This is a genomic window from Mycobacterium sp. 5-140-3-2 (assembly GCF_035666375.1).
Taxonomy (GTDB): Bacteria; Actinomycetota; Actinomycetes; order Mycobacteriales; family Mycobacteriaceae; genus Mycobacterium; species Mycobacterium intracellulare.
The window spans coordinates 5,542,916-5,565,963 of record NZ_CP142025.1 but is presented as its reverse complement, the minus strand read 5'-3'; the positions used below and the strand labels follow the sequence as shown (position 1 = coordinate 5,565,963).

21 protein-coding genes are annotated in these 23,048 nt (G+C 68.3%); 12 read left to right on the top strand and 9 right to left on the bottom strand.

What is annotated here, in order from left to right; genetic code table 11:
• Positions 1-602: 602 nt before the first annotated feature.
• From rpmH to P6281_RS26060, 9 genes are all read left to right on the top strand, one after another.
• Positions 603-746 carry a 50S ribosomal protein L34 gene (gene rpmH / locus P6281_RS26100; protein ID WP_003874369.1) on the top strand — a complete coding sequence of 48 codons (144 nt, stop codon included), beginning with the start codon at positions 603-605 and terminating at the stop codon, positions 744-746.
• 22 nt (positions 747-768) lie between these two features.
• The gene (rnpA, locus tag P6281_RS26095) at positions 769-1,128 is read left to right on the top strand and encodes a ribonuclease P protein component (RefSeq protein ID WP_201359370.1); all 360 of its coding nucleotides are present in this window, start codon (positions 769-771) and stop codon (positions 1,126-1,128) included.
• The gene (gene yidD / locus P6281_RS26090; protein WP_238964087.1) at positions 1,125-1,475 is read left to right on the top strand and encodes a membrane protein insertion efficiency factor YidD; all 351 of its coding nucleotides are present in this window, start codon (positions 1,125-1,127) and stop codon (positions 1,473-1,475) included. Before rnpA ends, yidD begins: the two co-directional genes overlap by 4 nt.
• The gene (gene yidC / locus P6281_RS26085; RefSeq protein WP_014381554.1) at positions 1,456-2,553 is read left to right on the top strand and encodes a membrane protein insertase YidC; all 1,098 of its coding nucleotides are present in this window, start codon (positions 1,456-1,458) and stop codon (positions 2,551-2,553) included. The genes yidD and yidC overlap by 20 nt, the downstream gene beginning before the upstream one ends.
• A gap of 81 nt (positions 2,554-2,634) precedes the next feature.
• On the top strand, positions 2,635-3,201 hold the full coding sequence (locus P6281_RS26080; RefSeq protein ID WP_009952226.1) for a Jag family protein: 567 nt from the start codon (positions 2,635-2,637) through the stop codon (positions 3,199-3,201).
• A 77-nt stretch (positions 3,202-3,278) separates the two neighbouring features.
• Positions 3,279-3,974 (top strand): 16S rRNA (guanine(527)-N(7))-methyltransferase RsmG, encoded by a 696-nt coding sequence (gene rsmG / locus P6281_RS26075; RefSeq protein ID WP_324738559.1) that lies wholly within the window; start codon positions 3,279-3,281, stop codon positions 3,972-3,974.
• Positions 3,971-4,963: a ParA family protein gene (locus P6281_RS26070; protein ID WP_263645948.1), complete on the top strand. Its 993-nt coding sequence runs from the start codon at positions 3,971-3,973 to the stop codon at positions 4,961-4,963. Before rsmG ends, P6281_RS26070 begins: the two co-directional genes overlap by 4 nt.
• A 23-nt stretch (positions 4,964-4,986) precedes the next feature.
• Positions 4,987-5,982: a ParB/RepB/Spo0J family partition protein gene (locus tag P6281_RS26065; RefSeq protein WP_041785343.1), complete on the top strand. Its 996-nt coding sequence runs from the start codon at positions 4,987-4,989 to the stop codon at positions 5,980-5,982.
• A gap of 263 nt (positions 5,983-6,245) precedes the next feature.
• Entirely contained in the window at positions 6,246-6,998 is a 753-nt protein-coding gene (locus P6281_RS26060) for a hypothetical protein (RefSeq protein WP_014381551.1), read from the top strand.
• A 4-nt stretch (positions 6,999-7,002) separates the two neighbouring features.
• On the opposite strand, the gene P6281_RS26055 is transcribed toward P6281_RS26060, so the two are convergent.
• The 9 genes from P6281_RS26055 to P6281_RS26015 all read right to left on the bottom strand — a co-directional run bounded on the left by P6281_RS26055 (position 7,003) and on the right by P6281_RS26015 (position 18,720).
• On the bottom strand, positions 7,003-8,226 hold the full coding sequence (locus P6281_RS26055) for an N-acetylmuramoyl-L-alanine amidase (RefSeq protein WP_008262474.1): 1,224 nt from the start codon (positions 8,224-8,226) through the stop codon (positions 7,003-7,005).
• Between the two features lie 130 nt (positions 8,227-8,356).
• A complete protein-coding gene (trxA, locus tag P6281_RS26050; RefSeq protein WP_008262471.1) occupies positions 8,357-8,710 on the bottom strand; it encodes a thioredoxin in 354 nt (117 codons plus the stop codon).
• Positions 8,707-9,717, bottom strand: coding sequence for a thioredoxin-disulfide reductase (gene trxB / locus P6281_RS26045; protein ID WP_238964085.1), 1,011 nt, complete (start codon positions 9,715-9,717; stop codon positions 8,707-8,709). Before trxB ends, trxA begins: the two co-directional genes overlap by 4 nt.
• Positions 9,718-9,820: 103 nt before the next feature.
• Positions 9,821-10,591 (bottom strand): hypothetical protein, encoded by a 771-nt coding sequence (locus P6281_RS26040; protein WP_014386141.1) that lies wholly within the window; start codon positions 10,589-10,591, stop codon positions 9,821-9,823.
• Positions 10,592-10,650: 59 nt separating this feature from the next.
• Complete coding sequence (sigM, locus tag P6281_RS26035) at positions 10,651-11,238, bottom strand: RNA polymerase sigma factor SigM (protein ID WP_009957433.1); 588 nt, start codon at positions 11,236-11,238, stop codon at positions 10,651-10,653.
• A gap of 79 nt (positions 11,239-11,317) precedes the next feature.
• Positions 11,318-14,887, bottom strand: coding sequence for a murein biosynthesis integral membrane protein MurJ (locus P6281_RS26030; RefSeq protein ID WP_324738992.1), 3,570 nt, complete (start codon positions 14,885-14,887; stop codon positions 11,318-11,320).
• A 65-nt stretch (positions 14,888-14,952) separates the two neighbouring features.
• Complete coding sequence (locus P6281_RS26025; RefSeq protein ID WP_324738558.1) at positions 14,953-17,355, bottom strand: hypothetical protein; 2,403 nt, start codon at positions 17,353-17,355, stop codon at positions 14,953-14,955.
• On the bottom strand, positions 17,352-18,086 hold the full coding sequence (locus P6281_RS26020; protein WP_014386139.1) for an NUDIX hydrolase: 735 nt from the start codon (positions 18,084-18,086) through the stop codon (positions 17,352-17,354). The genes P6281_RS26025 and P6281_RS26020 overlap by 4 nt, the downstream gene beginning before the upstream one ends.
• A 391-nt stretch (positions 18,087-18,477) precedes the next feature.
• Entirely contained in the window at positions 18,478-18,720 is a 243-nt protein-coding gene (locus tag P6281_RS26015) for a hypothetical protein (RefSeq protein ID WP_041785853.1), read from the bottom strand.
• Between the two features lie 220 nt (positions 18,721-18,940).
• Between P6281_RS26015 and P6281_RS26010 the strand changes: the two genes are divergently transcribed.
• From P6281_RS26010 to P6281_RS26000, 3 genes are read left to right on the top strand one after another with little or no spacing between them, the layout of a single operon-like run.
• Positions 18,941-20,383, top strand: coding sequence for a CCA tRNA nucleotidyltransferase (locus P6281_RS26010; protein WP_014386136.1), 1,443 nt, complete (start codon positions 18,941-18,943; stop codon positions 20,381-20,383).
• 24 nt (positions 20,384-20,407) lie between these two features.
• Positions 20,408-20,917, top strand: coding sequence for a hypothetical protein (locus P6281_RS26005; RefSeq protein WP_014386135.1), 510 nt, complete (start codon positions 20,408-20,410; stop codon positions 20,915-20,917).
• Between the two features lie 39 nt (positions 20,918-20,956).
• Positions 20,957-22,936 (top strand): putative alpha/beta hydrolase, encoded by a 1,980-nt coding sequence (locus tag P6281_RS26000; protein ID WP_324738557.1) that lies wholly within the window; start codon positions 20,957-20,959, stop codon positions 22,934-22,936.
• Positions 22,937-23,048: the final 112 nt, after the last annotated feature.

Genomic DNA, 23,048 nt, shown 5'->3' with positions numbered 1-23,048 from the left:
CGACGCATCTCCCTGGTTCTCGAACGTCCCGGGTCGAAGTACAACTCACGCTTGGCGACGAAACGGCTGTCCACATAGTTATACACAGGTGTGGACAGGGTGGTCGTCTGCAAGCCACAACCTACCGGCGACGGCTCGCGATCTCCGCGCTGGAAGAAAACCCACAAAGGTTGTCTAGGCAGCTAGTCGATCCACCATCCTCGCTTCGTTGTCGAGCGCTGCTTCAGTCTAAAACGACTTTGGCAGAAGCTAACAGTTTTCCGTGCGGCTGCCAACCGTTCCGCTGCATTCCAATCGGGTCGTTTAGGGTGAGTGGGGCCTTGGTTCGGGTCGTTATCGTAGTCACCCCGGAGCCGAGTGTGACCGGAACGGAAAATCTTTCGCCGGGTCCGCGCGGCGGCGTTGCGGCAGGCCAGGTTTGACCAGGCGAGGGCTCGTCAGTACCCTCAAACAGTCGCCCGAAAGTCGGCGATACGGCTGCGACCCGGAACCACCCGGGGACCGCGCCGGCCAGCAGCAGCAAGACCACCTCCGGTCGGACCGCAGACGAGCCCGAAGCGAACCGTCTGATCGGCCGGATGGCAAACAACGAGGAGAACGTCGTGGCCAAGGGCAAGCGGACCTTCCAGCCGAATAACCGGCGCCGAGCCCGCGTGCATGGCTTCCGCTTGCGGATGCGCACTCGTGCCGGACGCGCGATCGTGTCCGGTCGGCGTCGCAAGGGCCGCCGCGCGCTATCTGCCTGATCGCGGGTCAGGTCTTTCGGCGGTGCTTCCCGCACGCAACCGCATGACGCGGTCAATTGAGTTTGACGCGACGGTGAAGCACGGGATCCGCATGGCACAGCCCGACATTGTCGTGCACTTCCGGCGCGAAACCGACGGCGGCGACGCGACGGCGCCCCACGTCGGACTCGTTGTCGGCAAGCCCGTCGGGTCGGCGGTGGAACGTCACCGGGTCGCCCGCCGGCTGCGACATGTGGCCCGCACGATTCTCGGTGACCTTCAGGATTCCGACCGGCTGGTGATCCGGGCGCTGCCCAGTAGCCGGACCGCGTCGTCGGCCCGGTTGGAACAGGAGCTGCGGCGGTGTTTGCGACGGATGCCGGCGACGGTGATCGCACCGTGACCGGACGCTCTGCGGTGGGTGCGTTGACCCACACCGTTGGACGGTCCGTGGCGCGGGGATTGATTTTCCTCATCCAGCTCTATCGGCATATGGTGTCGCCGCTGCGCCCGGCGACCTGTCGCTTCGTTCCGACCTGCAGCCAGTACGCGGTCGATGCGCTGAACGAGTACGGGTTGATCCGGGGGAGCTGGTTGGCTGCGGTCAGGCTCGCCAAGTGCGGACCATGGCACGAGGGCGGATGGGATCCGATACCGGATCGCCCCGGCTGCCAAGGGGATTGCCAAGACGCCAGCGACGCTTGGGTGGTCCGAGCGACGCGAGGGGAGAGTGAGTCTTTTGTCGTTTGACGTTTTCAGCCTCGACTTCGTCTACTACCCGGTGTCGTGGATCATGTGGGTTTGGTACAAGTTGTTCGCCTCCATGCTGGGGCCGTCGAACTTCTTCGCCTGGGCGCTGTCGGTGATGTTCTTGGTCTTCAGCCTGCGCGCGTTGCTCTACAAGCCCTTCGTGCGACAGATCCGGACCACGCGCCAGATGCAGGAGTTGCAACCGCAGATCAAGGCGCTGCAGAAGAAGTACGGCAAGGACCGGCAGCGCATGGCGCTCGAGATGCAGAAGCTGCAGCGCGAACACGGCTTCAACCCGATTCTCGGCTGCCTGCCGATGCTGGCGCAGATCCCGGTGTTCATCGGTCTGTATCACGTGTTGCGCTCGTTCAACCGAACCACCGGTGGGTTCGGGCAGCCGCACCTGTCGGTGGCCGAGAACCGGCTCACCGGAAACTACGTCTTCACCCCGACGGACGTCGCGCATTTCCTGGACGCCAACTTGTTCGGCGCACCGATCGGCGCGTTCATGACGCAGCGCACGGGCCTGGACGCGTTCACCGTTTTCAGCCGGCCGGCCGTGATCGCCGTGGGGCTGCCGGTGATGATCCTGGCCGGGGTGGCGACGTACTTCAACAGTCGGGCGTCGGTGGCGAGGCAGAGCCCGGAGGCGGCGGCCAACCCGCAGACCGCGATGATGAACAAGCTTGCGCTGTATGTGTTTCCGCTCGGCGTGGTGGTCGGTGGGCCGTTCCTTCCGCTGGCGATCATCCTGTACTGGTTCGCCAACAACATCTGGACCTTCGGGCAGCAGCACTACGTCTTCGGGATGATCGAAAAAGAAGACGAAGCCAAGAAGCAGGAAGCGATCGCGCGCCGGGCGGCCAACGCGCCGGCTCCCGGAGCGAAGCCGAAGCGCACACCGAAGGCGGCAGCGCCGGGCGGGAACGGTTCGGCGAAGGCCGGTGGGGATACCGAGGGGTCCGGTTCGGCGGAGGCGGAGTCCGATGACGCCGACGGGCAGGCGCCCGAAGCCACCGACACTCCGAGCAATCGCACCCCGCGGCCGGGCGCGCGACCGAAGAAACGCAAACGCTGATACGGCGGACAAGCTACCGGGGCGACCCTGGGCAGGGCGGCCCCAACCGGGCTCAGACCCATGGATGAGGGAGAGAAAGACATGACAGACGCCGACACCACCGAGCGCGACGTGGACACGGACCTCGAGACCCAAGCGGCGGCCGAGGACACCGTCCAGGGTGACGCCGAGGAGGGCGACGACCTGGAGGAGCGGTTGGTCGCCGAGGGCGAGATCGCCGGCGACTACCTCGAGGAGTTGTTGGACCTCTTGGACTTCGACGGCGACATCGACCTGGACGTCGAGGGGAGCCGCGCCGTGGTGAGCATCGATGGCGGCGACGACTTGAACAAGTTGGTCGGCCGCGGCGGCGAGGTGCTCGACGCGCTTCAGGAGCTCACCCGGTTGGCGGTGCACCAGAAGACCGGCGTGCGGAGTCGATTGATGCTCGACATCGCGAGTTGGCGCCGGCGCCGGCGCGAAGAGTTGGCGGCGCTGGGCGACAAGGTGGCGCGGCGGGTGCTCGAGTCGGGGGAGCGCGAAGAGCTGGCACCGATGACACCTTTCGAACGGAAGATCGTGCACGACGCCGTCGCGGCGGTTCCCGGAGTCCACAGCGAGAGCGAGGGCGTCGAGCCGTCGCGCCGCGTGGTCGTGCTGCACGACTGACGCCCAGAGTTACAGCGGTGTAGTTCGTCTGGTGCGGAGGGCGGCCGAAGGTTGAAAGTGCACGCGCCAACTCGAGGATGTTTCACGTGAAACATGGCAGCGGCGCCGCTCCGGATTCCGCGGTCGACGCCTTCGGCGACCGCGTCGGAATCGCGCAACGGTACGCCACACTCCTCGCGGGTGCGGGCGTGGAGCGCGGGCTGCTGGGGCCGCGGGAAGTCGAACGGATCTGGGACCGCCACATATTGAACAGCGCCGCGGTCGCCGAACTCCTCGGCGCGGGCGAGCGCGTCATCGACATCGGCAGCGGGGCGGGCTTGCCCGGGATACCGCTGGCGATCGCACGGCCCGATCTCGAGGTCGTGTTGCTCGAACCGCTCCTGCGACGCAGCGAATTTCTCAACGAGGTTGTCGACGAACTAGGGTTAGCCGTCGAGGTGGTCCGCGGCCGCGCGGAAGAGCCGGGGGTGCGTGACCGGTTCGGGTCGAGGGATGCGCCGGTATCACGAGCGGTTGCGGCGTTGGACAAACTGACGAAGTGGAGCATGCCGTTGCTACGCCCAGGCGGTCGGATGCTGGCCATCAAGGGGGAGCGGGCGTCCGAGGAAGTTGAACAATTCCGGCGTGTGATGGCAGCATCGGGCGCCGCTGATGTCAGGGTGGTGACATGTGGCGCGAACTATTTGCGTCCCCCCGCAACCGTAGTTTCAGCGCGACGCGGGCAGCCGCCGCACCGCAAGTCGGCACGGACCGGGAAGGCCCGAACGCGATGACTTTTCCAGAAGACAGGCCGGTGACGGCACAGCCAGCCGAGGCCGCCCCGCAGGCGGCTCCTACGCCGGCGCCCCCAGCCGAGCCGGCGGCCGCACCGGCCGCACAGCCGAATGTTTCACGTGAAACAAGCGCCGAATACGACACCCCGATCGGCGCGGCCGCCGAACGGGCGATGCGGGTCCTGCACACGACGTATCCGCCGCTGCGCCGGCCGGCCCGCCGCCGCGTCTTCACCGTCGCGAACCAGAAGGGCGGCGTGGGCAAGACGACCACGGCGGTCAACCTCGCCGCCGCCCTCGCGCTCCAAGGCCTCAAGACCCTCGTCATCGACCTCGACCCCCAGGGCAACGCGAGCACGGCGCTGGGCATCACCGACCGGAAGTCGGGGACGCCGTCGTCGTACGAGGTGTTGTTGGGTGAGGTCTCCGTCCACGATGCCCTGCGGCAGAGCCCGCACAACGACCGGCTGTTCTGCATCCCCGCGACAATCGACCTGGCGGGCGCCGAGATCGAACTGGTGAGCATGGTTGCGCGCGAGAATCGGTTGCGTACCGCTTTGGCCGACCTCGACAGCCTCGACTTCGATTGCGTCTTCATCGATTGCCCGCCGTCGCTCGGCCTGCTGACCATCAACGCGCTCGTCGCGGCACCGGAAGTCATGATCCCGATCCAGTGCGAGTACTACGCCCTCGAGGGCGTCTCGCAGCTGATGCGCAACATCGAGATGGTCAAGGCCCACCTCAACCCGAAGCTCGAGGTGAGCACCGTGGTGCTGACCATGTACGACGGCCGCACCAAGCTGGCGGACCAGGTCGCCGAGGAGGTGCGCCGCTACTTCGGGGCCAAGGTGCTGCGGACGGTGATTCCGCGCAGCGTGAAGGTTTCCGAGGCGCCGGGCTACAGCATGACCATCATCGATTACGACCCCGGTTCCCGCGGGGCGATGAGCTACCTCGACGCGAGCCGCGAACTCGCCGAGCGCGATTGACCACCATCCGTGAAGGGACGACCATGACGCAGCCGTTACGCAAAAAGGGTGGCCTCGGCCGGGGCCTGGCTTCGCTAATTCCGACCGGTCCCGCGGAAGGTGATTCCGGTCCGGCGACCCTCGGCCCCCGGATGGGGGACGCGGCCGCCGACGTCTTGATCGGCGGACCGCCGCCGCAGGACGCGTCGGCCACCGCTTCCATGGGGGCGGTCTACCGCGAGATCGCGCCGGCCGATATCGAGCGCAACCCCCGTCAGCCCCGTCAGGTCTTCGACGAGGAAGCGCTGGCGGAGCTGGTGCACTCCATCCGCGAGTTCGGGCTCTTGCAGCCGATCGTGGTGCGGGCCGTCAAGGATTCGGCCAGCGGTGCGCACTACCAGATCGTGATGGGGGAGCGGCGCTGGCGGGCGGCCCAGGAGGCCGGGCTGGCGACCATCCCCGCGATCGTGCGCGAGACCGGCGACGACGATCTGCTGCGCGACGCCCTGTTGGAAAACATCCACCGCGTGCAGCTGAACCCCTTGGAAGAGGCGGCCGCCTACCAGCAGCTGCTCGACGAGTTCGGGGTCACCCACGATGAACTGGCGGCCCGCATCGGGCGGTCGCGGCCGTTGATCACCAACATGATCCGGTTGCTCAAGCTGCCGATCGCGGTGCAGCGGCGCGTGGCCGCCGGGGTCCTGTCCGCCGGTCATGCCCGCGCACTGCTGTCCCTGGAGGCCGGTCCCGAGGCCCAAGAGGAACTGGCCACCCGCATCGTCGCGGAGGGATTGTCGGTGCGGGCCACGGAGGAGGCGGTCACGCTGGCCAACCGGTCCGGCGCGACCGCGCCGACGCCCCCGCGGCGCAAGCCGATCCAGATGCCCGGCCTGCAAGATGTCGCCGACCGGCTCTCGACCGCCTTCGATACCCGAGTGACGGTCAGCCTGGGCAAACGCAAGGGCAAGATCGTCGTCGAGTTCGGGTCGGTGGACGACCTACAGCGAATCATCGAGGTCATGTCCCCGCCGAAGGCCTGAGCTAGGACACGGTGTAATTACGTCACTGTGACACTGGGGCCGACGCGGCGAGAAATTTCCGCGCCCCGATGCCGCGGTTTGGCGAAACAGCATGGGTAGCAACGACTTTCGATGACCGACCGCCCGCGACCGCGTTATTGCGGCGGTTCGGGCGCCCCGACGCATGTGGCCGGGCTAAAGCTGGCCCGATCACGACCACCTCTCCTATCCTGGAGGGGTTGTCGGTGCAGATGGCTGCCGTACCGCACAGGAGCAGGAGGCTAGTGTCCGCTCGAATCATGCCGCTGCGGCTCGAGGCCTTCGAGCAGCTTCCCAAGCACGCGCGCCGGTGCGTGTTCTGGGAAGTCGATCCGGCGACCCTCGGCAACCAGGATCACCTCACCGACCCCGAATTCGAAAAAGAAGCGTGGCTGTCCATGGTCATGCTGGAGTGGGGCTCGTGCGGTCAGGTGGCGACCGCGATCCCCGACGAGCGAAGCCAGGCCGAGCCGCCGTGCCTGGGCTATGTGTTCTACGCGCCGCCGCGGGCGGTGCCGCGGGCGCAACGATTTCCGACCGGCCCGGTGTCCGCGGACGCGGTGATGCTGACGTCGATGGGCATCGAACCCGGCCCCGCCGCCGACGACCTGCCGCACGGCTTGATCGCCCGGGTCATCGATGAGTTGGTGCGACGCGGCGTACGGGCGCTCGAGGCGTTCGGCCGCACCCCGGCGGCGTCGGAATTACAGGATCCGCGACTGGTGGGTCCCGATGTGCGGGCGGTGTTGGAGGCCGTCGGCGATTGCTCGGTAGAGCGCTGTGTGATGGACGCGGAATTCTTGAAAGACGCGGGATTCGTTGTGGTGGCGCCACATACGTATTTCCCGCGACTGCGGCTCGAGCTCGACAAGGGCCTGGGATGGAAGGCCGAAGTCGAGGCGGCCCTCGAACGTCTGCTGGAAAGCGCGCATCTGGAGCAGCCGGTCGGGGCCGGCTCCACGGCGGGGAATGCGTTGGGAACCACCCTGGGTGGTTGAGGGGCTACGAACCGCCCAGCTGGCTGGTGCGCTCCACCGACAATTCGTGGGCCAGTAGCTCGGCGAAAGTGAATGTGCCCGTGGGCCGGTCGTTCTTGCCCAGCAGGTAGAGCCGCTTGACCGCGGCGAGGATTCCCTCGGCGATGGCATCGCGGGTCTGGGTAGAGACCAGCATGGCGCGGTCGCGCGGGTTGGTGATGTATCCGATGTCGACCTGGACCGTCGGCATGCGGGTCAGACGCAGCAGATCCCACGTCCGGCCGTGCGTGCGGCAATCCCGTAAACCCGTGCGTGCCACCACTTCTCGCTGAATGAAGTCGGCCAGGTTGCGGCCGATGGTGGACACCGAGCCATGGGAGTTGCCGAAGTGAAAGGACGCCACCCCGTTGGCCGCGGCGCTGAGCTGACTTTCGCAGCGCAGGCTGATCATCAGGTCGGCGCCGACATTGTTGGCGGTGGCCGCACGCTCGGCGTCCGAGGGGCTGCTGTTGACCGGACGGGACAGAAAGGTCTCCATCCCGATGGCGGTCATTCGGCCCTCAAGTCGACTCGCCAAGTCCCACAACACATCCGCTTCGCTGACCGGACCGGACGCACCGTGCACGATCAGGCCGTGATCCGCACCGCCGCGGCCCGGATCGATGATGATGCGCTTGCCCGACAGCTTGGGACCCGAACGGCGCACCAGTTCTTCTTCGCGAAGCGCGTGGGGCGACCCGCCGGTGACCCGTGAACTCAGAAAGTACAAGGAGCGCAACGTTTCCGGGCCGCAGATACCGTCGGCCGACAGCCCGTACTCGCGCTGATACGACATCAAAGCGTTGTGTGTCTGCAACCCGAAATAGCCGTCGACCAGGCCGGTGTAAAAACCGAGATCCTGCAGCCGTGCCTGCAGCGTGGCGACGTCGTCACCGAAGAGGGGGGCGCCGAATTGGTGATACAACGTGCGCGCGCCCAGTCGGTAGGACGCCTCCTTGAGCGCGCGGTAGGTGGCCTCGCCGACAATGCCGTCCACGAGCAGGCCGCGATGCTGTTGGAAAGCGCGAACTGCCTGGTCAAGTTCGGCGTCGAAGAGTTCCAGGGCCACGTGCCGGCCGGTAGTGAGATCCTCGTCGTCGGAGCCGTCCAGCATCCCCAATGAGGCGAGGGTGGCCCGGATCTCGGTCACAGCGGCGCTGCGGTCACCACAGCGCAGCGCGTCGCCGTATTCGCGGCGCGGACTCGACATACCAAGGGCCCTCCGGGACAAACTGACACGCTCATAGATGGGCAACAGCTAACCGTATTGTCGCAGACGGTTCGCGAATTCCAGAAAACCCCAGGCTATGCGCCGGGGCGTGGTGCGACGATCGAAACGATCAGCTGAGGCCGGGGACCGCGTCAGAAAGCTCGCGCAGCAGCGCGGCCTTGCCCTTGGCGCCGACGATCCGCTTCACCGGTTGGCCGTCCTTGAACAAGATCATGGTGGGGATGGAGACGACCTGGAAGTTCTGGGCGGTTTCGGGGTTGGCGTCCACGTCGAGCTTGGCGACGGTGAGGTGATCGCTGCGCTCGCCGGCGATCTCCTCGAGGACCGGCGCCACCATTTTGCAGGGTCCGCACCATGTGGCCCAAAAGTCCACTAGCACAGGCTTATTGCTGGACAGCACCTCGGTTGAAAATGATGCGTCCGAGACTTCTATTGTGGCCCCGGCCTTTTCGGCATCGGTCATTGTGGTGCTCCAATCAATGTGTCGGTACTGCCCGGAAATTCGGTTGCGTCGCCCTGGGCGGCGGCGCTGGACTCTTCGTGGTCGGCGAGCCAGCGTTCGGCGTCGATGGCGGCCGAACAGCCGCTGCCGGCGGCGGTGACGGCTTGGCGGTAGGTGCGATCCACCAGATCACCGGCGGCGAACACCCCCTCGATCGAGGTACTGGTGGTGCGGCCACGCACCAACACATACCCATCCGCGTCGGTCTCGAGCACCTCGCGCACCAACTCCGAACGCGGGTCATGCCCGATCGCCACGAACACCCCGCTCACCGCCAACGTCGACTCCGCACCGCTCACCGTGTCACGCAACCGCAACCCCGTCACCGTCTCGGCACCCTCGACCGCCTCGACCGCCTTATTCGTCACAAACGTGATCTTGTCGTTGGCCCGGGCCCGCTCCAGCATGATCCGCGAGGCCCGGAACTCCTCACGGCGATGCACCAACGTCACACTGCGGGCAAAGCGGGTCAAAAACGTGGCCTCTTCCATCGCCGAATCCCCACCACCGATCACCGCGATGTCTTGATCCTTGAAAAAGAACCCATCACAGGTCGCACACGAGCTCACCCCACGCCCCAGCAACTCCTGCTCACCGGGCACCCCCAAATAGCGGGCCGCCGCGCCCATCGCCAAAATCACCGCCCGCCCCCGAACGGTGTCCCCCTCGCTGGTGGTCACCGACTTCACCGCACCCTCCAGCGACACCGATTCGACGTCTTCCATGCGCAGATCAGCACCAAACCGCAACGCCTGCTCACGCATCTGATCCATCAACTCCGGACCCATGATCCCGTCACGAAAACCCGGATAATTCTCCACCTCGGTGGTCGTCATCAACGCCCCACCAAACGACGTCCCCTCAAACACCACCGGCGCCAACTGCGCCCGCGCCGCATACAACGCCGCGGTATACCCAGCAGGACCCGAACCAATAATGATCACGTCATGCACAGTGTCGGCGGTCATGAAAACCTTTCGAGCGATCGTCTCTGGACCCGTATAAACGCCAGCGTGGGTACGGCTGTTCCCGGGAGTTCGCAACAGCGGGGGCACCGCCCATGGCACCACATTAGGGGCGCGGCACCTGGGTATTGGCCAACAGCCCGGTATCGGCGGCGCTGCAATTTGGTGAAACGACGTAGACGGCCAGGACGTGCGGGCTGTCGCCGGGTATCACCAGAACGACGCCGGGGCGCGCGTTGACCTCGACCGGGCGCGCGCCCAGCACCTGTGTGGCCGCCGGATAGCCGAGGCCGGTGAGGCAGGAGGCGCGCCGGGCGGGGTCGCTGAGCGTGCCTCCGGAGGAGCCGAAGTCGGGTGCGCGGTCGAGCAGGCCGACGATTTCGTCCGCGGAGAGCGGGACCTCCATCGGCGGCGTCGACACCGTGATGTGCTGGACGTCGCCCGGGGTGCTCGGGGCGGGTTCGGGAGCGTGCAGGAGCGCGACTGTGCCGAAGCCGATCGCGGCCAGCGCGGCGCACAGACCGGCGACCGTCGCGATGAGGCGCGCCGGCCGTAGACGCGGGCGTGCGGAGTGGGCGGCCCGTCCGGGCGGGGGCTCCGCGGATCGCAGGGCCGCCGAGATCCGGGCGGCGACACCCGGGGGCGGGTCCGGTGCGCAGGCCGGGTCGGCGCCCACGGCGGCGAGATCGCGACGAACCCGGTTCAGCGCGGCGAGCACGCCCGCGGCCTGCGGATCGGCGCGGACCTGCCGGCGGACCCGGGCGGCGGCCTCGTCGTCGAGCGCGCCGGCCTGCAGATCGGCGAGCAGTTCGACGGTCAGCGGCGGGTCCGATTCCGCGCTGCGGTGATCCGCCCCGTCGTTGTCCGCCGCATCCATCGGACCCAGTGTCCGTCATGCGCCGGCGGATGGCCACGGATGGGCCCGCGCGGCGACGGTCAGGCCTGGCCGGTAGCGCCCTCCGGTGTGGCGTGGGCGCCGGCGTTGAGGTAGCCGAGTAGTTCGGCGAGGCGGCCGCGGCCGCGAGCACACCGGCTCTTGATCGTGCCCTCGGCGACGCCGAGCAGCCTGGCGGTGTCGGCCACCGAGTAGCCCTGCATGTCGACGGCCACCACCGCGGCCCGTTGCTCGAGGGGAAGGCGCATCAAGGCGCGCTGCACCGCCATCGTCGTCTCGACCTGGGCGGTCCGATCGGCGACCGGGTAGACGTCCTCCAGCGGAACGGTCGGGTGGGCCTTGGTGCGGCGCAGCCGGTCCAGGCAGGCGTTGACCACGATGCGGTGCAGCCAGCTGCCGACGGCGGCGTCGTGCCGGAACGCGCCGGCGCCGCGGTGCGCGGAGAGCATGGCGTCTTGCAGCGCGTCTTCGGCGTCCTCGGGGGTGCGAGTGGTGAGCCGGGCAAGCCGGTGCAGGTGGCGCTGGTGACGCAGGAACAGCTCGCTGAAGGCGTAGCGGTCACCCGCCACATGGGCTGCCAGCAGCTCGGCGTCACTGCGGTCCCGCTTGACGTCTCCCCCGAAGCCCACGGGGCGGACATTAACTAATCCCGTATCGGGCGGCACTTCACTCGGGAGCGGTGGTGTGAGTGTGTGGAACGCGCGCGGATCAGGACGCGGCCTGGACCGTGATCTCGAAAAAGCCGGCCTGGCTCTTGCCGTTCGTGGTTCCCAGCGTGGAGATCCAGACCAGCAGATTCGACGTCGGCGAACCGGCTCTGACCGGGATGACGTTGTGGCCGGGCTTGAGCGTGAAGGCCTGAGCCAGCAGCTTGGTGTCGTTGAGGGAGGCCGGGGCCGACGAGGAGGCCGCCCGGATCTCGACCTTGGTCCCCGAGCTGGGCGTGTCGATGGTGACCTGGCCGACGACGGTGGGACTGGGCAGCTGCAGGATCAGGCCCTCGCCCTGCTTGAAACTGGGGAAGGGCACGGCGTCGGTGTACACCTCGGTGGCCCAGGCGGTGGAGGGGTCGCCGTCGATCGCCTGTCCGGCCGTGCCCGGGTTGTCGACCTCGCCGTCGGGGGAGTAGACGCTCGCCCGGGTGGGTTTCACGACGCTGCCGGCGGCCGCGGACGGGGTGGTCGACGATGACGCCGACGCGGACGACGAGGGGCCGTTCAGCCCGAGTTCGTCCTTGTTGAGGCCACCGCCGACGTTGCCGAAGATCTTGCTCACCACCGATGCCAGCACCAGCAGGGCCACCACGATGACGGCCAGGCCGGCGCCCGCGCCGATGAGCAGGTTGCGCCGCCGGCGCGCGAAGGTCGCCTGCTCCTGACCGGGCGAGATGAGCGCCGTCGACGGCGAGGGCGAATCGTCGATCGGGCCGAGCACCTCGGTGCGGTCGGCGACCGCGGTGGCTTGTTGAAGGAGGTTCAAAAGCGTTGAGGCGCTGCGTATTCCGCCGTCCTCCTGGACCGCCCGGACGGCGACCGCGGAGATCTGGAACGGGATGTCGCGGTCGACGGCCATGGGTTCGACGGGATTGCCCGAGGAGTCGCGTTCGGCCGGCGCGAGCCCGCTGCGCACCCCGCTCTCCCGCAAGGGCCACCGATTGACCAGGAGGGCATAGAGCGCGGCGCCGATGCCGCGGATGTCGTCTTGGGGGTTGGCGTCGGGCATGGTCGCCGGGTAGGCCAGCACGACGTCGCCTTCGATGCTGACCCGCACCCGGCTGGGGTGGTCGATCGACAGCGCGACGCCGGCGCGGTGGGCCGCGTCGGCGGCGGCGGCCAGCGATTGCATGGCCCGCACCGCGCCCACCGGTGAGGGCGCGGTGTCGGCGACCTCCTGCAGCGAGCCGCCCCGGATCCACTCGGAGACCACGAGGCCGCCGGAGCCGGTGTGCACCACGTCGAGCACGCGGGCGATGCCGGGTTTGTCGATGCGGCTAAGCCGCAGCGTGCGGGACAGGATCTCCTGCAGCACCTCGTCGGGCAGCGCGCCGTCCGGGTCGACGAACGTCAGCGCCACCTGCCGGTCCAGCGCGGTGTCCAGCGCCTGCCAGAACTGCAGCGGCGGCGCGCCGCCGTGGAACACCAGCAACCGGTACCGGCCGCCGGCGATCCGGGCGCCGGGAACCAGGTGGACGTCGTCGCCCGGCGAGTCCGCGGCGCGCTCGCGGGGCGCGTCGAAAGAGGCCGGGCCGCGCCGGGTTTCGCCACCGATGTCGCCGTTGGCGGGTTCGGGCGGGCGGGACGTCGAGCGTTGCGGCTCGTCGGCGGGGATGTCGGGCTGGAAGTCGTCGGCGACCGGCCGCGAAGTCCCTGACCCTGTGCCGGGGCCGGCGCTGGATGCGGGGCTCTCCATCGGTCGGTCGGTCACCTCCGGTCCTTTCGCTAGCCGGGCTCGGTTTGCCCGCTCCGGAGGCCTGCGCCGGATCGGCTCCTGGACCGCATTGACCCCAGGCGGGGACGAATTCCTCTGCTCAGGGTACGTGACCGGGCGCCGGTGAGACGATCGATCCGCTGGCTTCGGTCTGCGGGGCCGCGGCCCCCGGCCGGTGATGCGGAACCGCAGGGCGTCCAACGCGGCCTGCGCTTCGGGGACCTGCGCGCGGAGCATGACCGTGGCCGTGATCGGCAGCATGATGAGCCCCAGCACGAAGAGGCGGACCAGAGAGCCGGCGCCGCCGTGCTCGGTCAGCCCGTCGAGCCCGAACAGCCGATCCGCGACGTGCGCGGTCAGGCCGGCCAGCATGGATGCGGTGAGGGTCACCAGGATCGTGCGCACCTCGGCGACGCCGATCAGGTGGCCGCCCGCGGGCAACAGCGCGCGTCGCAGCAACAGGTAGCCGACGAGAGCGCCGGCGAGAAAGCCGACACCGTTGGCCATCCCCAGGAAACCGGCTACCAGCTTGGGGTCGTCGGTGAGGTGGGGCGCCAGCACCGAGCCGAGGATCTTGACCGCGGTGATGACGAGGATGATCACGATCGGCGTCCAGGGCTGTTCGCGCGCGTAGAACACCCTCAGCTGCAAGAGCACCAGGCCGTAGGGGATGAGCGTGAACGCCGAGAGCGCGATCGCGGCGCCCAGGTATCCGGCGTCGACGTTGCCGAAATGACCGTAGGCGAACAGCGCGCTGCCCATCGCGGGGCCGCCGACGGTCATGAAGGCCACGATCGGGATCAGCGTGATCAACGTCAGCCGGGTGGCCAGCGACAGGTCGGCGAGCACGGCTTTGGTGTCGTCGGCGGCCGCGTTGCGGCTCAGCCGCGGCATCACCACCGTCAGCACCGTCACCCCGATCATGCCGAACGGCAGCATCAGGACCATCCACGTGTAGTTGTAGATCGCGGGCCCGGATGCCGCTGCGGTGCTGGCGATCTGGTTGCCGACCACCAGGCCGAGCTGGCTGATCAGCACGTAGAGCACCATCGCGGCTGCCATGGTGCCGAATCGTTTGAGGCGTGCGTCGATGCCCCACAGCGGGCGCAGGTCGATGCGTTGCCGGCGCAGCGCGACCAGCAGCATCCCGGTTTGCGCGAAGACGCCGAGCGTGGTGCCGATGGCGAGCACCAGCAGCTTGGCGTTGCCCATCCGCACGGGATCGACCGACAGCTCACCGGGGACGGCCGCATAGATCGCCAGGGTGGCCAGCGCCACGACGTTGTTGACGACGGGCGCCCACGCGGTGGGCCCAAACACGTTGCGGGTGTTGAGGATCGCCATGAACACCGAGGTGAGTCCGTAGGCGAGGACCTGGGGGAGAAGCAGGTAGGCGAAGGCGACGGTCAGCGGCTCGTTGACTTGCGGGTCGCGGCCCAGCATCAGCCGCACCAGCAGCGGGGCGGCCAGCACCGAGACCGCGGTGGCGAAGACCAGCAGCGCGGTCGTCAGCGTGACCAGGCGCCGCACGAACGCAGCCCCGCCGTCGGGGTCGCCCTGCTCGGCGCGCGCGAGCACCGGCACGAAGATCGCGGTGAACGTCGCCTCCAGGACGAGCGCCGCCACCAGGTTGGGCAGCTGATTGGCCACCGAGAACGCGCTGGACAAGGCGGCGCCCAGGATCGCGGCGAGCAGCACCACCCGGGCGAAGCCGGTGAGCCGGCTGATCAATGTCGCGAAGGCCATCGCCCAGGACCGCGACACCAGCGCGGCGTCCGACAGTTCCGGGCGTCGGCGATCGATCCCGGCGGGCACGGGCGGCAGCGGCCCGGTCGGCGGCGAGCCCTGCATCGGGGAACGGCGCGGCGGCTGTGGCGGGCGGTGGTGGTGCGAGGGGGCCTGCCGGTAGGCGGGGGTCATACTCGGTGCTCTTGTTCGACCCGTTGGTCGGCGTCGTCGTGCGTGGCGCCGGATTCGGCCGCGTGCCGGGCGTGGGGTGGGTCGGGGCGATCCAGGTCGGCGGGATCGGGCTGGCCGCGGAAGCGGTGCCACAGCCGCCGGCCCGCCAGCAGCACCAGCACCGCCGCAGCCGACAGCGTGATCGCGAACAGGACCTTGCCGTAGGCGTTGGAATGCACGGACAGCCGCACCGGCTCGCCCAGCCGCAGACCGTCCGACGTCCGCAACGTCACGTCGACGGCGACGCGTTGGGTGAAGTTCACCTCGATCGGAATGCGCAGCGGGAGGTAACCGGGCGGCAGTTCGATCTGCCCGACGTCGGTGACGTTCATCCCCGGCGGGGCGTCCACGTGCACCCGCACCCGGATCGGAACACTCAGGCCGTTGTGCAGCGCCAACGGCAGCGGACTGTGCTCGGTGGCCAGCGTGTACGAGCCACCCGGGTTGACGATCGTGACGGCCCCGAACAGGTCGTTGATCGTCTTACCGACCACGGCCAGGCGCTCTTGCGCCAACCCGTTGCGGGAGTCGGGCGGTTCGGACTGGCTCAGCGCGCGCAGCATGTCCTCGCGCAGCGGCGCCGTGTATTGGACGCCGGTCAGTCCGGTGCGGTCGTCGGTCATCAGTGCGGACGTCAATCCCGACAGCCGGCCGACCTGGCCGGCGATCGCGGCGGTGACGTCGTCGTTGAACTGCCCGCGCGCGGAGGCGTAGGCGCCGGCTTCCTCGGGGGCTTCGGTGCGCGCCGAGGCGTCGGCGATTACCGCCGGCAGGGGGCGCGGCACCGCCAGACCGGAGCGGATTGAGGTGCTCAGCGCGGTGAGCATGACCTGCGCGTCGTCGGCCTGCAGGTTCCACGTGGCCGGCGGGACCAGGATCTGGGCGCGCGGCGCGTCGTCGGGCCGGAGCGCGTGCCAGAAGATCGAGCCCAAGGCGTCCTGGCGGCGTGCCGTCACCGAATCGTGCGCCAGCCGGACCGTCAGGGACGGGTCCAGGTAGGTGGGCACCTCGGGGCTGGATCCCGCGCCCGCCAGCGCGGCCCCGACGGCCGGATCGAACGGCGCGACCGCGACCTGTGGGGACAATCGCCGGGGCGCGGTGTCGACGGCGGTCTCCGAGGAGCCCTGCGCGTCGGCGGCCGACAGGTCGGCGGCGGTGATCGCGACCGTGCTCTCGTTGGCGCCGAGCAGCTTGACCGCGCGGGTGGTCAGCGGGGCGTCGGGCACCAGCGTGGCGCCGCGGGTTGAAGAGACGTCCAGGATTTTGTCGACGATGCTGTTGCCGGTGGTGGTGGCCGTGGCGGTGAGGCCGGGATCGTTGACGCGCTGCAACGCGTCCAGGTCGGTTTGTGCGTAGGGCAGCGGGGCCACGCAGGTCCGGTGCGCGAGCGCGCGCAGGCGGTTCAGCCATTCGGTCGCGGCGGCCTGTCCCGTGCCGGCGTGGGTCGGGGTGCCCGGAATTTGACCCGGGCCGTCGGGCGAATTGGACACGATGTAACCCGCGGTCATCGCGTTGACGGTGACCAGCAGGTCGGGGTCGATCGCCAAACACAGCGCGCGGCCGACGGCGCCGTCGGGGTCGACGTCGTGGCTGGTCGCGACCTCGGCCGCCGACAGCAGGATGTCGAGCCGGCCACCGCTGGCCAGTGAGGTCGCCAGGTCGTCGTCGACCAGCCGGACCGGGATGGTTCCCCCTGGCACGCCGGGGGCCAGCCGTGGCCGATCGGCCAGCGGCCACAGCATGGTGATCCCCACGGGTTTGGAGGTATCGGGCGCGACGGCGGAGCCCACGTCGTCGGCGCGGTCGGGCGGCACCCCGACCACCGGCAGCAGGAAGCGCGCGTTGTCCAGCCGGGCTGGAGCGCCGTAGTCGGGCGTGCCGTTGACGTTGACCAAAACCGGATAGATGCCCGGCTTTTCGGCTCCCAGCGACGGTTTGGTCAGCGCGCGCAGCGGGGCCGACAGGGTGAAGCCGACCTTTTGCCCGCGCTGCAGTTCGGGCGCCACGGTGAGGAAATCGGCGGCCGCCTCGTACCGGTCGGTGTCGCCGTCCAGGGTGGTTCGCAAGCCCGCGGACGTGGTGACCGCGCCGGCGTGCTCAAGGCGGACCATCACGTCGCGAACGGGGCGGTCGCCGATGTTGATCACCATGCCGCTGACCGTCACAACGGGTGGACTGGTCGTGGTGACCACGTCCGGGGTGACCTGGTCGATGCGAACCCGCACGAACGGCGTCACCCCCGGCTCGCCCGCGGCCGCGGGTGGAACCACGGGCCCGGCGAGTACCGCGAGTCCGGCCACGATGCCAAGCACGGCCGCGATGCGCAGCAAGCCGGCCCGACGGAGAAGCGGCGCCGTCACGGCCCCGGTCCGTGGCCGTTCTTCCGGCCCGTGGCCGGTTTGTCAGAATGCCGGGTCCGCGAATGCGTCTGCGGGCGGCGCCGCGGCGCGCTGGGCGGCAGCGGGGGAAGCGCGGACGGGCCGTCGCTTTGCAGCTTGTCGATCAGTTCGTCGGCGACCCGGGCCAGGCGGCGTTCGTCGGCGTAGGCCAGCCGTGACGGCAGTTCTTGCATGGGCACCCAGGCCACTTCGGCGACTTCAAGGTCCTCGTCGGAGAGCTCGCCGCCGGAGAAGCGCATTAAGTAGTGATGCACGGTCTTGTGCACGCGGCGGCCGTCGGTGACGAACCAGTAGTCGATGCGCCCAAGCGCGGCCAGCACGCTGCCCTTGATGCCGGTTTCTTCGGCTACTTCTCTAATGGCTGTCTGTTCGGCCGTCTCACCGAGTTCGATGTGGCCCTTGGGCAGCGACCACAACATCCGTCCGCGCCGGTCGATGCGGCCGATCAGGGCGGCGACCTGCGAGTCGCGCGGTCCGTCGAGCCCGTCGATGACCAGCCCGCCCGCGGATGTCTCGTGGACCGTGCGCAACCGCTCCGGCCCGCGGCGGGACCCGCGCGATCGGCGCGGTTTGGTGGCTGTCGAATCGCCGTTTACTTGACCGTTGGTCTGCTTCTCGGACGAAGCCGCAGCGCCACGACCGCGGCGCCGTCCCCGGCGCCGACGTGGTTTGCCTTGTTCGCCGTCCGACACCCAAGCGATAGTAGCTGGCACGGCATGCTCTCCTGGACATACTCGCCGCTGGGTGGGTGCGCGATGGTCATAACGGAATGCGTCTCGTCAGAGCGGGCCTATCGCATGCGCTATTGCGAAGGCCGCGCCGAAAAGGATCAGAGACAGCGGTCCGGACAGGCTGCCGATAACCATCGCGCGGCCTAGCCGGCCGACCACTCCGGAAGGCCACGCCCACGCGAGAAACGCGGCGATGGCCATGTAGACGAGGACCACCGGAAGCACAAAAACTATCGAATAGGGCATCAAGAGCCACGTGGCGAGCTCGACGACGAAGATGTGGACAAGTACTAATGAAAACGTTCGGGGACCATATCGGTCCGCCGACATGTGCGACGTCGCTTGTCGGTCATCAGCGCAGCACCACGAGCGCGAAGCTCGCTCCGCCAATCAGCACCGCGACTGAACAGCTCGCGAGGCTGAAACCGAGGCCGCGGTTGCGCGGCGACCGCGATCTGAGCAGTGCGGCACTGAACAAGAGCGACGTCAGGGTTGTGATGGCGGTGGCGGTCAGCATCCACGCGCGTTCGCCGGCGTACGCACTATGCGTTTCGAACGGCCACTTGCCCAACAGCCACATAGCGATGAGCAACACTGCCAGCACCGCTTGAACCATGAACGGCGCGGACAGCGTCGCCGTGCGCCAAACGGGGGCATCGAAACCTTTCGACCGGACAGACTACGCCATAGCTTCGTGAGACTACTGACGCGCAGTGGCCGGTCAATTCAGGTTTGATGCGCACTTTGGTGCCACGTCGCGGGTGCGAGGCTCCTCACACGGGCTTTTCGTTTCCAGCCGACTAGGCTGATCGAACGTGCCTGACGCCGCCCAGGATGCCGAACTGCTGACCGCCGCCGCGGTCGCGCTCAATCGGCATGCTCCCGTGTTGGCCGAGCTGGGCTCCGCGTTCGAGGGCGCGGGCCACCAGCTCTACCTCGTCGGCGGTTCGGTGCGGGATGCCTTGCTGGGCAGGTTGAGTCCCGACCTCGACTTCACCACCGACGCGCGCCCCGAGCAGGTGCAAAACATCCTGCGGCGATGGGCCGACAACCTGTGGGACACCGGCATCCAATTCGGCACGGTCGGGGTCGGCAAGGGCGACCATCGCTTGGAGATCACCACGTTCCGCGCCGACACCTACGACCAGGTGTCGCGAAACCCCGACGTGCAGTACGGCGATCGCCTCGAGGACGATCTGGTGCGCCGCGACTTCACGGCCAACGCGATGGCCGTGCGCATCACGCCGGAGGGTCCGGGCGAATTCCTCGATCCGCTAGGCGGTTTGGCGGCGCTGCGCGAGCGGGTGCTGGATACCCCGGCCGCACCCGAGGTGTCCTTCGGCGACGATCCGTTGCGGATGCTGAGGGCGGCGCGGTTCGTCTCCCAGCTCGGCTTCACCGTCGCGCCGCGGGTGCGCGCAGCGATCGAACAGATGGCTTCGCAGCTGGGCCGGATCAGCGCCGAACGGGTAGCCGCCGAGTTGGACAAACTGGTGCTCGGCGACGACCCGACGGCCGGGATCGATCTGCTGGTCCAAACCGGCATGGGTGAGGTGGTACTCCCCGAGATCGGTGGCATGCAGATGGCCATCGACGAACACCACCAGCACAAGGACGTCTACCAGCACTCGCTGACCGTGCTGCGCCAGGCGATCGCACTCGAAGACGACGGGCCGGACCTGGTGCTGCGCTGGGCCGCGCTGCTGCACGACATCGGCAAGCCGGCCACCCGGCGCCACGAAGCCAACGGCGGGGTGAGCTTCCACCACCACGAGGTTGTCGGCGCCAAGATGGTCCGAAAGCGGTTGCGCGCCTTGAAGTATTCCAAGCAGATGGTCGAGGACATCTCGCAGCTGGTGTATCTGCATCTGCGGTTCCACGGCTACGGCGATGGGAAGTGGACCGATTCCGCGGTGCGCCGCTACGTCACCGACGCGGGCCCGTTGCTGCCGCGGCTGCACAAACTGGTCCGCGCCGACTGCACGACCCGCAACAAGCGGCGGGCCGCGCGGCTGCAGTCCAGCTACGACCGGCTCGAGACGCGGATCGCCGAGCTGGCCGCCCAGGAGGATTTGGCGCGGGTGCGTCCCGACCTGGACGGCAACCAGATCATGGAACTGCTCGGCATCCCCGCGGGCCCCCAGGTGGGCGAGGCATGGCGGTTCTTGAAGGAGCTGCGCCTCGAGCGCGGCCCGTTGGACACCGACGAGGCCGCCGCGGAACTGTTGGCGTGGTGGCGATCTCGGGGGAACGCTTAGCGGCGGGGTTGCGTCCGACTAGTCGTGGACTACTGCTTGGCTGGTGATAATGGCGCGGCGGCGATCTGGCACGGCCAACCCGACCTCGACCTCGACGGTGACGGCCGCTTCGAATCGATCGGGATGGACTTCGACCATGACGGGTTGCGCGACGACGCGCTCGCCGATCTCGACGGCGACGGCCTCGTCGATCACGCCGTGCTCGACGTCGACAACGACGGCACGCCTGAGGCCTACTTCACCGACGACGGATCCGGGACGTGGGCGGTGGCCATGGACCGCGGTGGGCAACTGCGCTGGTTCGGCCTCGACGGTGTCGAGCACACCGGCGGCCCGCTGGTCGATCTCGACGGCCACGGGCGTCCCGATGATCGGCTCCTCGATACCGACGGCGACGGGCTGGCCGACCGGGTGCTGCGCTCCGACGACACCGGTGTGACCGGATACGTCGACACCGACGGCGACGGCAAGTGGAACGTCCGGCTGACCGACAGCGACGGCGACGGGCTCGCCGACGGTGCGAGTTCCCTATGAGGTTGCTGGCGTAGCGATTTCGCTGCGACGGCCGCTGCGATGGAACTCCGTTACATCAGCATCCCGTTTCTCGTCGCCGAGGCCGGCGGTGATCCGTGGTCGCTCAATGCCGGCCTGCAGGCCGGCCGCCCTGCACGGATCTCCGATCTAGCGCGGGCCTTCCGTGCCGCTGGGACCAGCACTAGCGAGGCCGCCGCCGCGTTCGAGGCAGCCCGCCGGCGGTTCGACGCGGCGTGGAATCACCGGAACGGCGAGCATCCCATCAATGACTCCGATGAAGTGCAACGCGTGTCCCGGTCGCTCGGTCTGCAAGCCGCGCAATTACCGAAGATCGCAATCGATTTGGAGGTGATTGCCGCAACGCTGGCCGAAGTCCAACGGGCGGCTGCGGGGTACATCGTCGCGCTGGAATACGACCTCGAAGACATCGACGACGAGATTTGCGAAGCCCTTACCGATGGGAACCACTGCGGCGTCGACGGTCTGCGCGGGGAAGCCGTCGCCGAGAGCAGGGCGATCGTGTTCGCGCTCGGCCAGATTCGCGATCGGTATGCGGCGGCACTTCGGGCGGCGCTGGACCGACTGCGAACCGACGGCGCCGACCCTGCCGAGGTCAACGGCGTCGACGAGCTGCTGATCCCGCCGTCGGACACCAGCGCGGATCGGGTCAAACGGTGGTGGGACTCGTTGAGCGCTAACCAGAAGCGGCTTTTGACCGATCAGCATCCGCCCGAGTTGGGCAACCTCAACGGGATTCCGGCCGACGTGCGGAACTCGGTGAACCAGACGGCGATGAACGACGATCTGCGCAGGGTCGAAGATGCCGTCCGTCGGCGCGGGGTGGTCCCGGACGCGCTTCGAGACAACGCGCTCAACAACAGGGATGCCGATGTGTTCGCCAACCCCGCAGAGTATGGCCTATGCGTCACCGACATCACCAGATACCAGAATGCGGTGAAGACCAACGATTTCCTCACGCGCGACGAGGGATCCGCGCCCCAGCACGGGCTCCCGATCATGTTGTGGGCCTATGACCCGCTGGCGTTCGGCGGCAAGGGCAGGGCGGCGATTGCAATCGGCAACCCGGACAAGTCCCGGAACACGGCCGTCATGGTTCCGGGGACCAACAGCAGCGTCAGGGGAGGGTGGATGTCCGACGGCCCCGACGACGCCATCAACCTCTACGAGCAGGCGGCGAAGGCCGACCCCTTCCACACCACTGGGGTGTTGGCGTGGATGGGCTATGACGCACCGGAATTCGACCATCCGCATTGGCAGCGAACCCTCACCGAGCCGGCCGAACTGGAGCAGGTCGGCACTCCGTGGAGGGCACGGCAGGCGGGGGCGCTGCTGGCCGCCGATGTCAACGGCCTGGCAGCAACCCATGAAGGGTCGACACCGAGTCATGTCACCGTCCTCGGGCATTCCTACGGATCCACGACCGTGGCCGATGCCTTTGTCAACAGCGGTATGCGCGCCAATGATGCCGTGCTAACCGGTTGCCCGGGAACCGATTTGGCGCACCGCGCCGCGGACTTTCGTCTCGAGGGCGGCAGCTTGTACGTGGGCGCCGCGTCGACCGATGCGATCAGTTGGATCGGGGAGTCAGGTAATGGGCTGCCGAACGGGCTGAACAAGACGCTCGGGGGACCGCTGGGGCCGTGGGCCGGGCTGGGCGCCGACCCGGCCCACGAAGCTTTCGGAGCGGTGCGCTTCCGTGCCGAAGTCGCCGGCTCGCACAGCCTCACGCCATGGTTCACCGACCACGCGCACTATTACGACGTGGGCAGCGAAGCGCTGCACAACATGACGCAAATCGTCACCGGGCACGGCGATCGGTTGGCGGCCGAAGGCATGCTGGCGGCCGATCGAGCCCAGGCGCGGATTGCGATTCCTCGCCAGGTCCACCTGCCGTGGGGGACGGTCTCGCTGCCCCGCGTCGATATTCAGATGCCCATCGCCGTCGACCCGGAATGGGATCGCCCTGGGCGGGCCGTCACCAACGGGCATGGCTTTTAGGGCGATGGAGGCTGCGGTTCGCCGGACCGACACCCGGTGAATTGACCACTGACCAGCCTGCGTTTAGGCTGGTCAAAAGGCCTTTAGGCCATCAGAGGCCGTACCGGTCGAA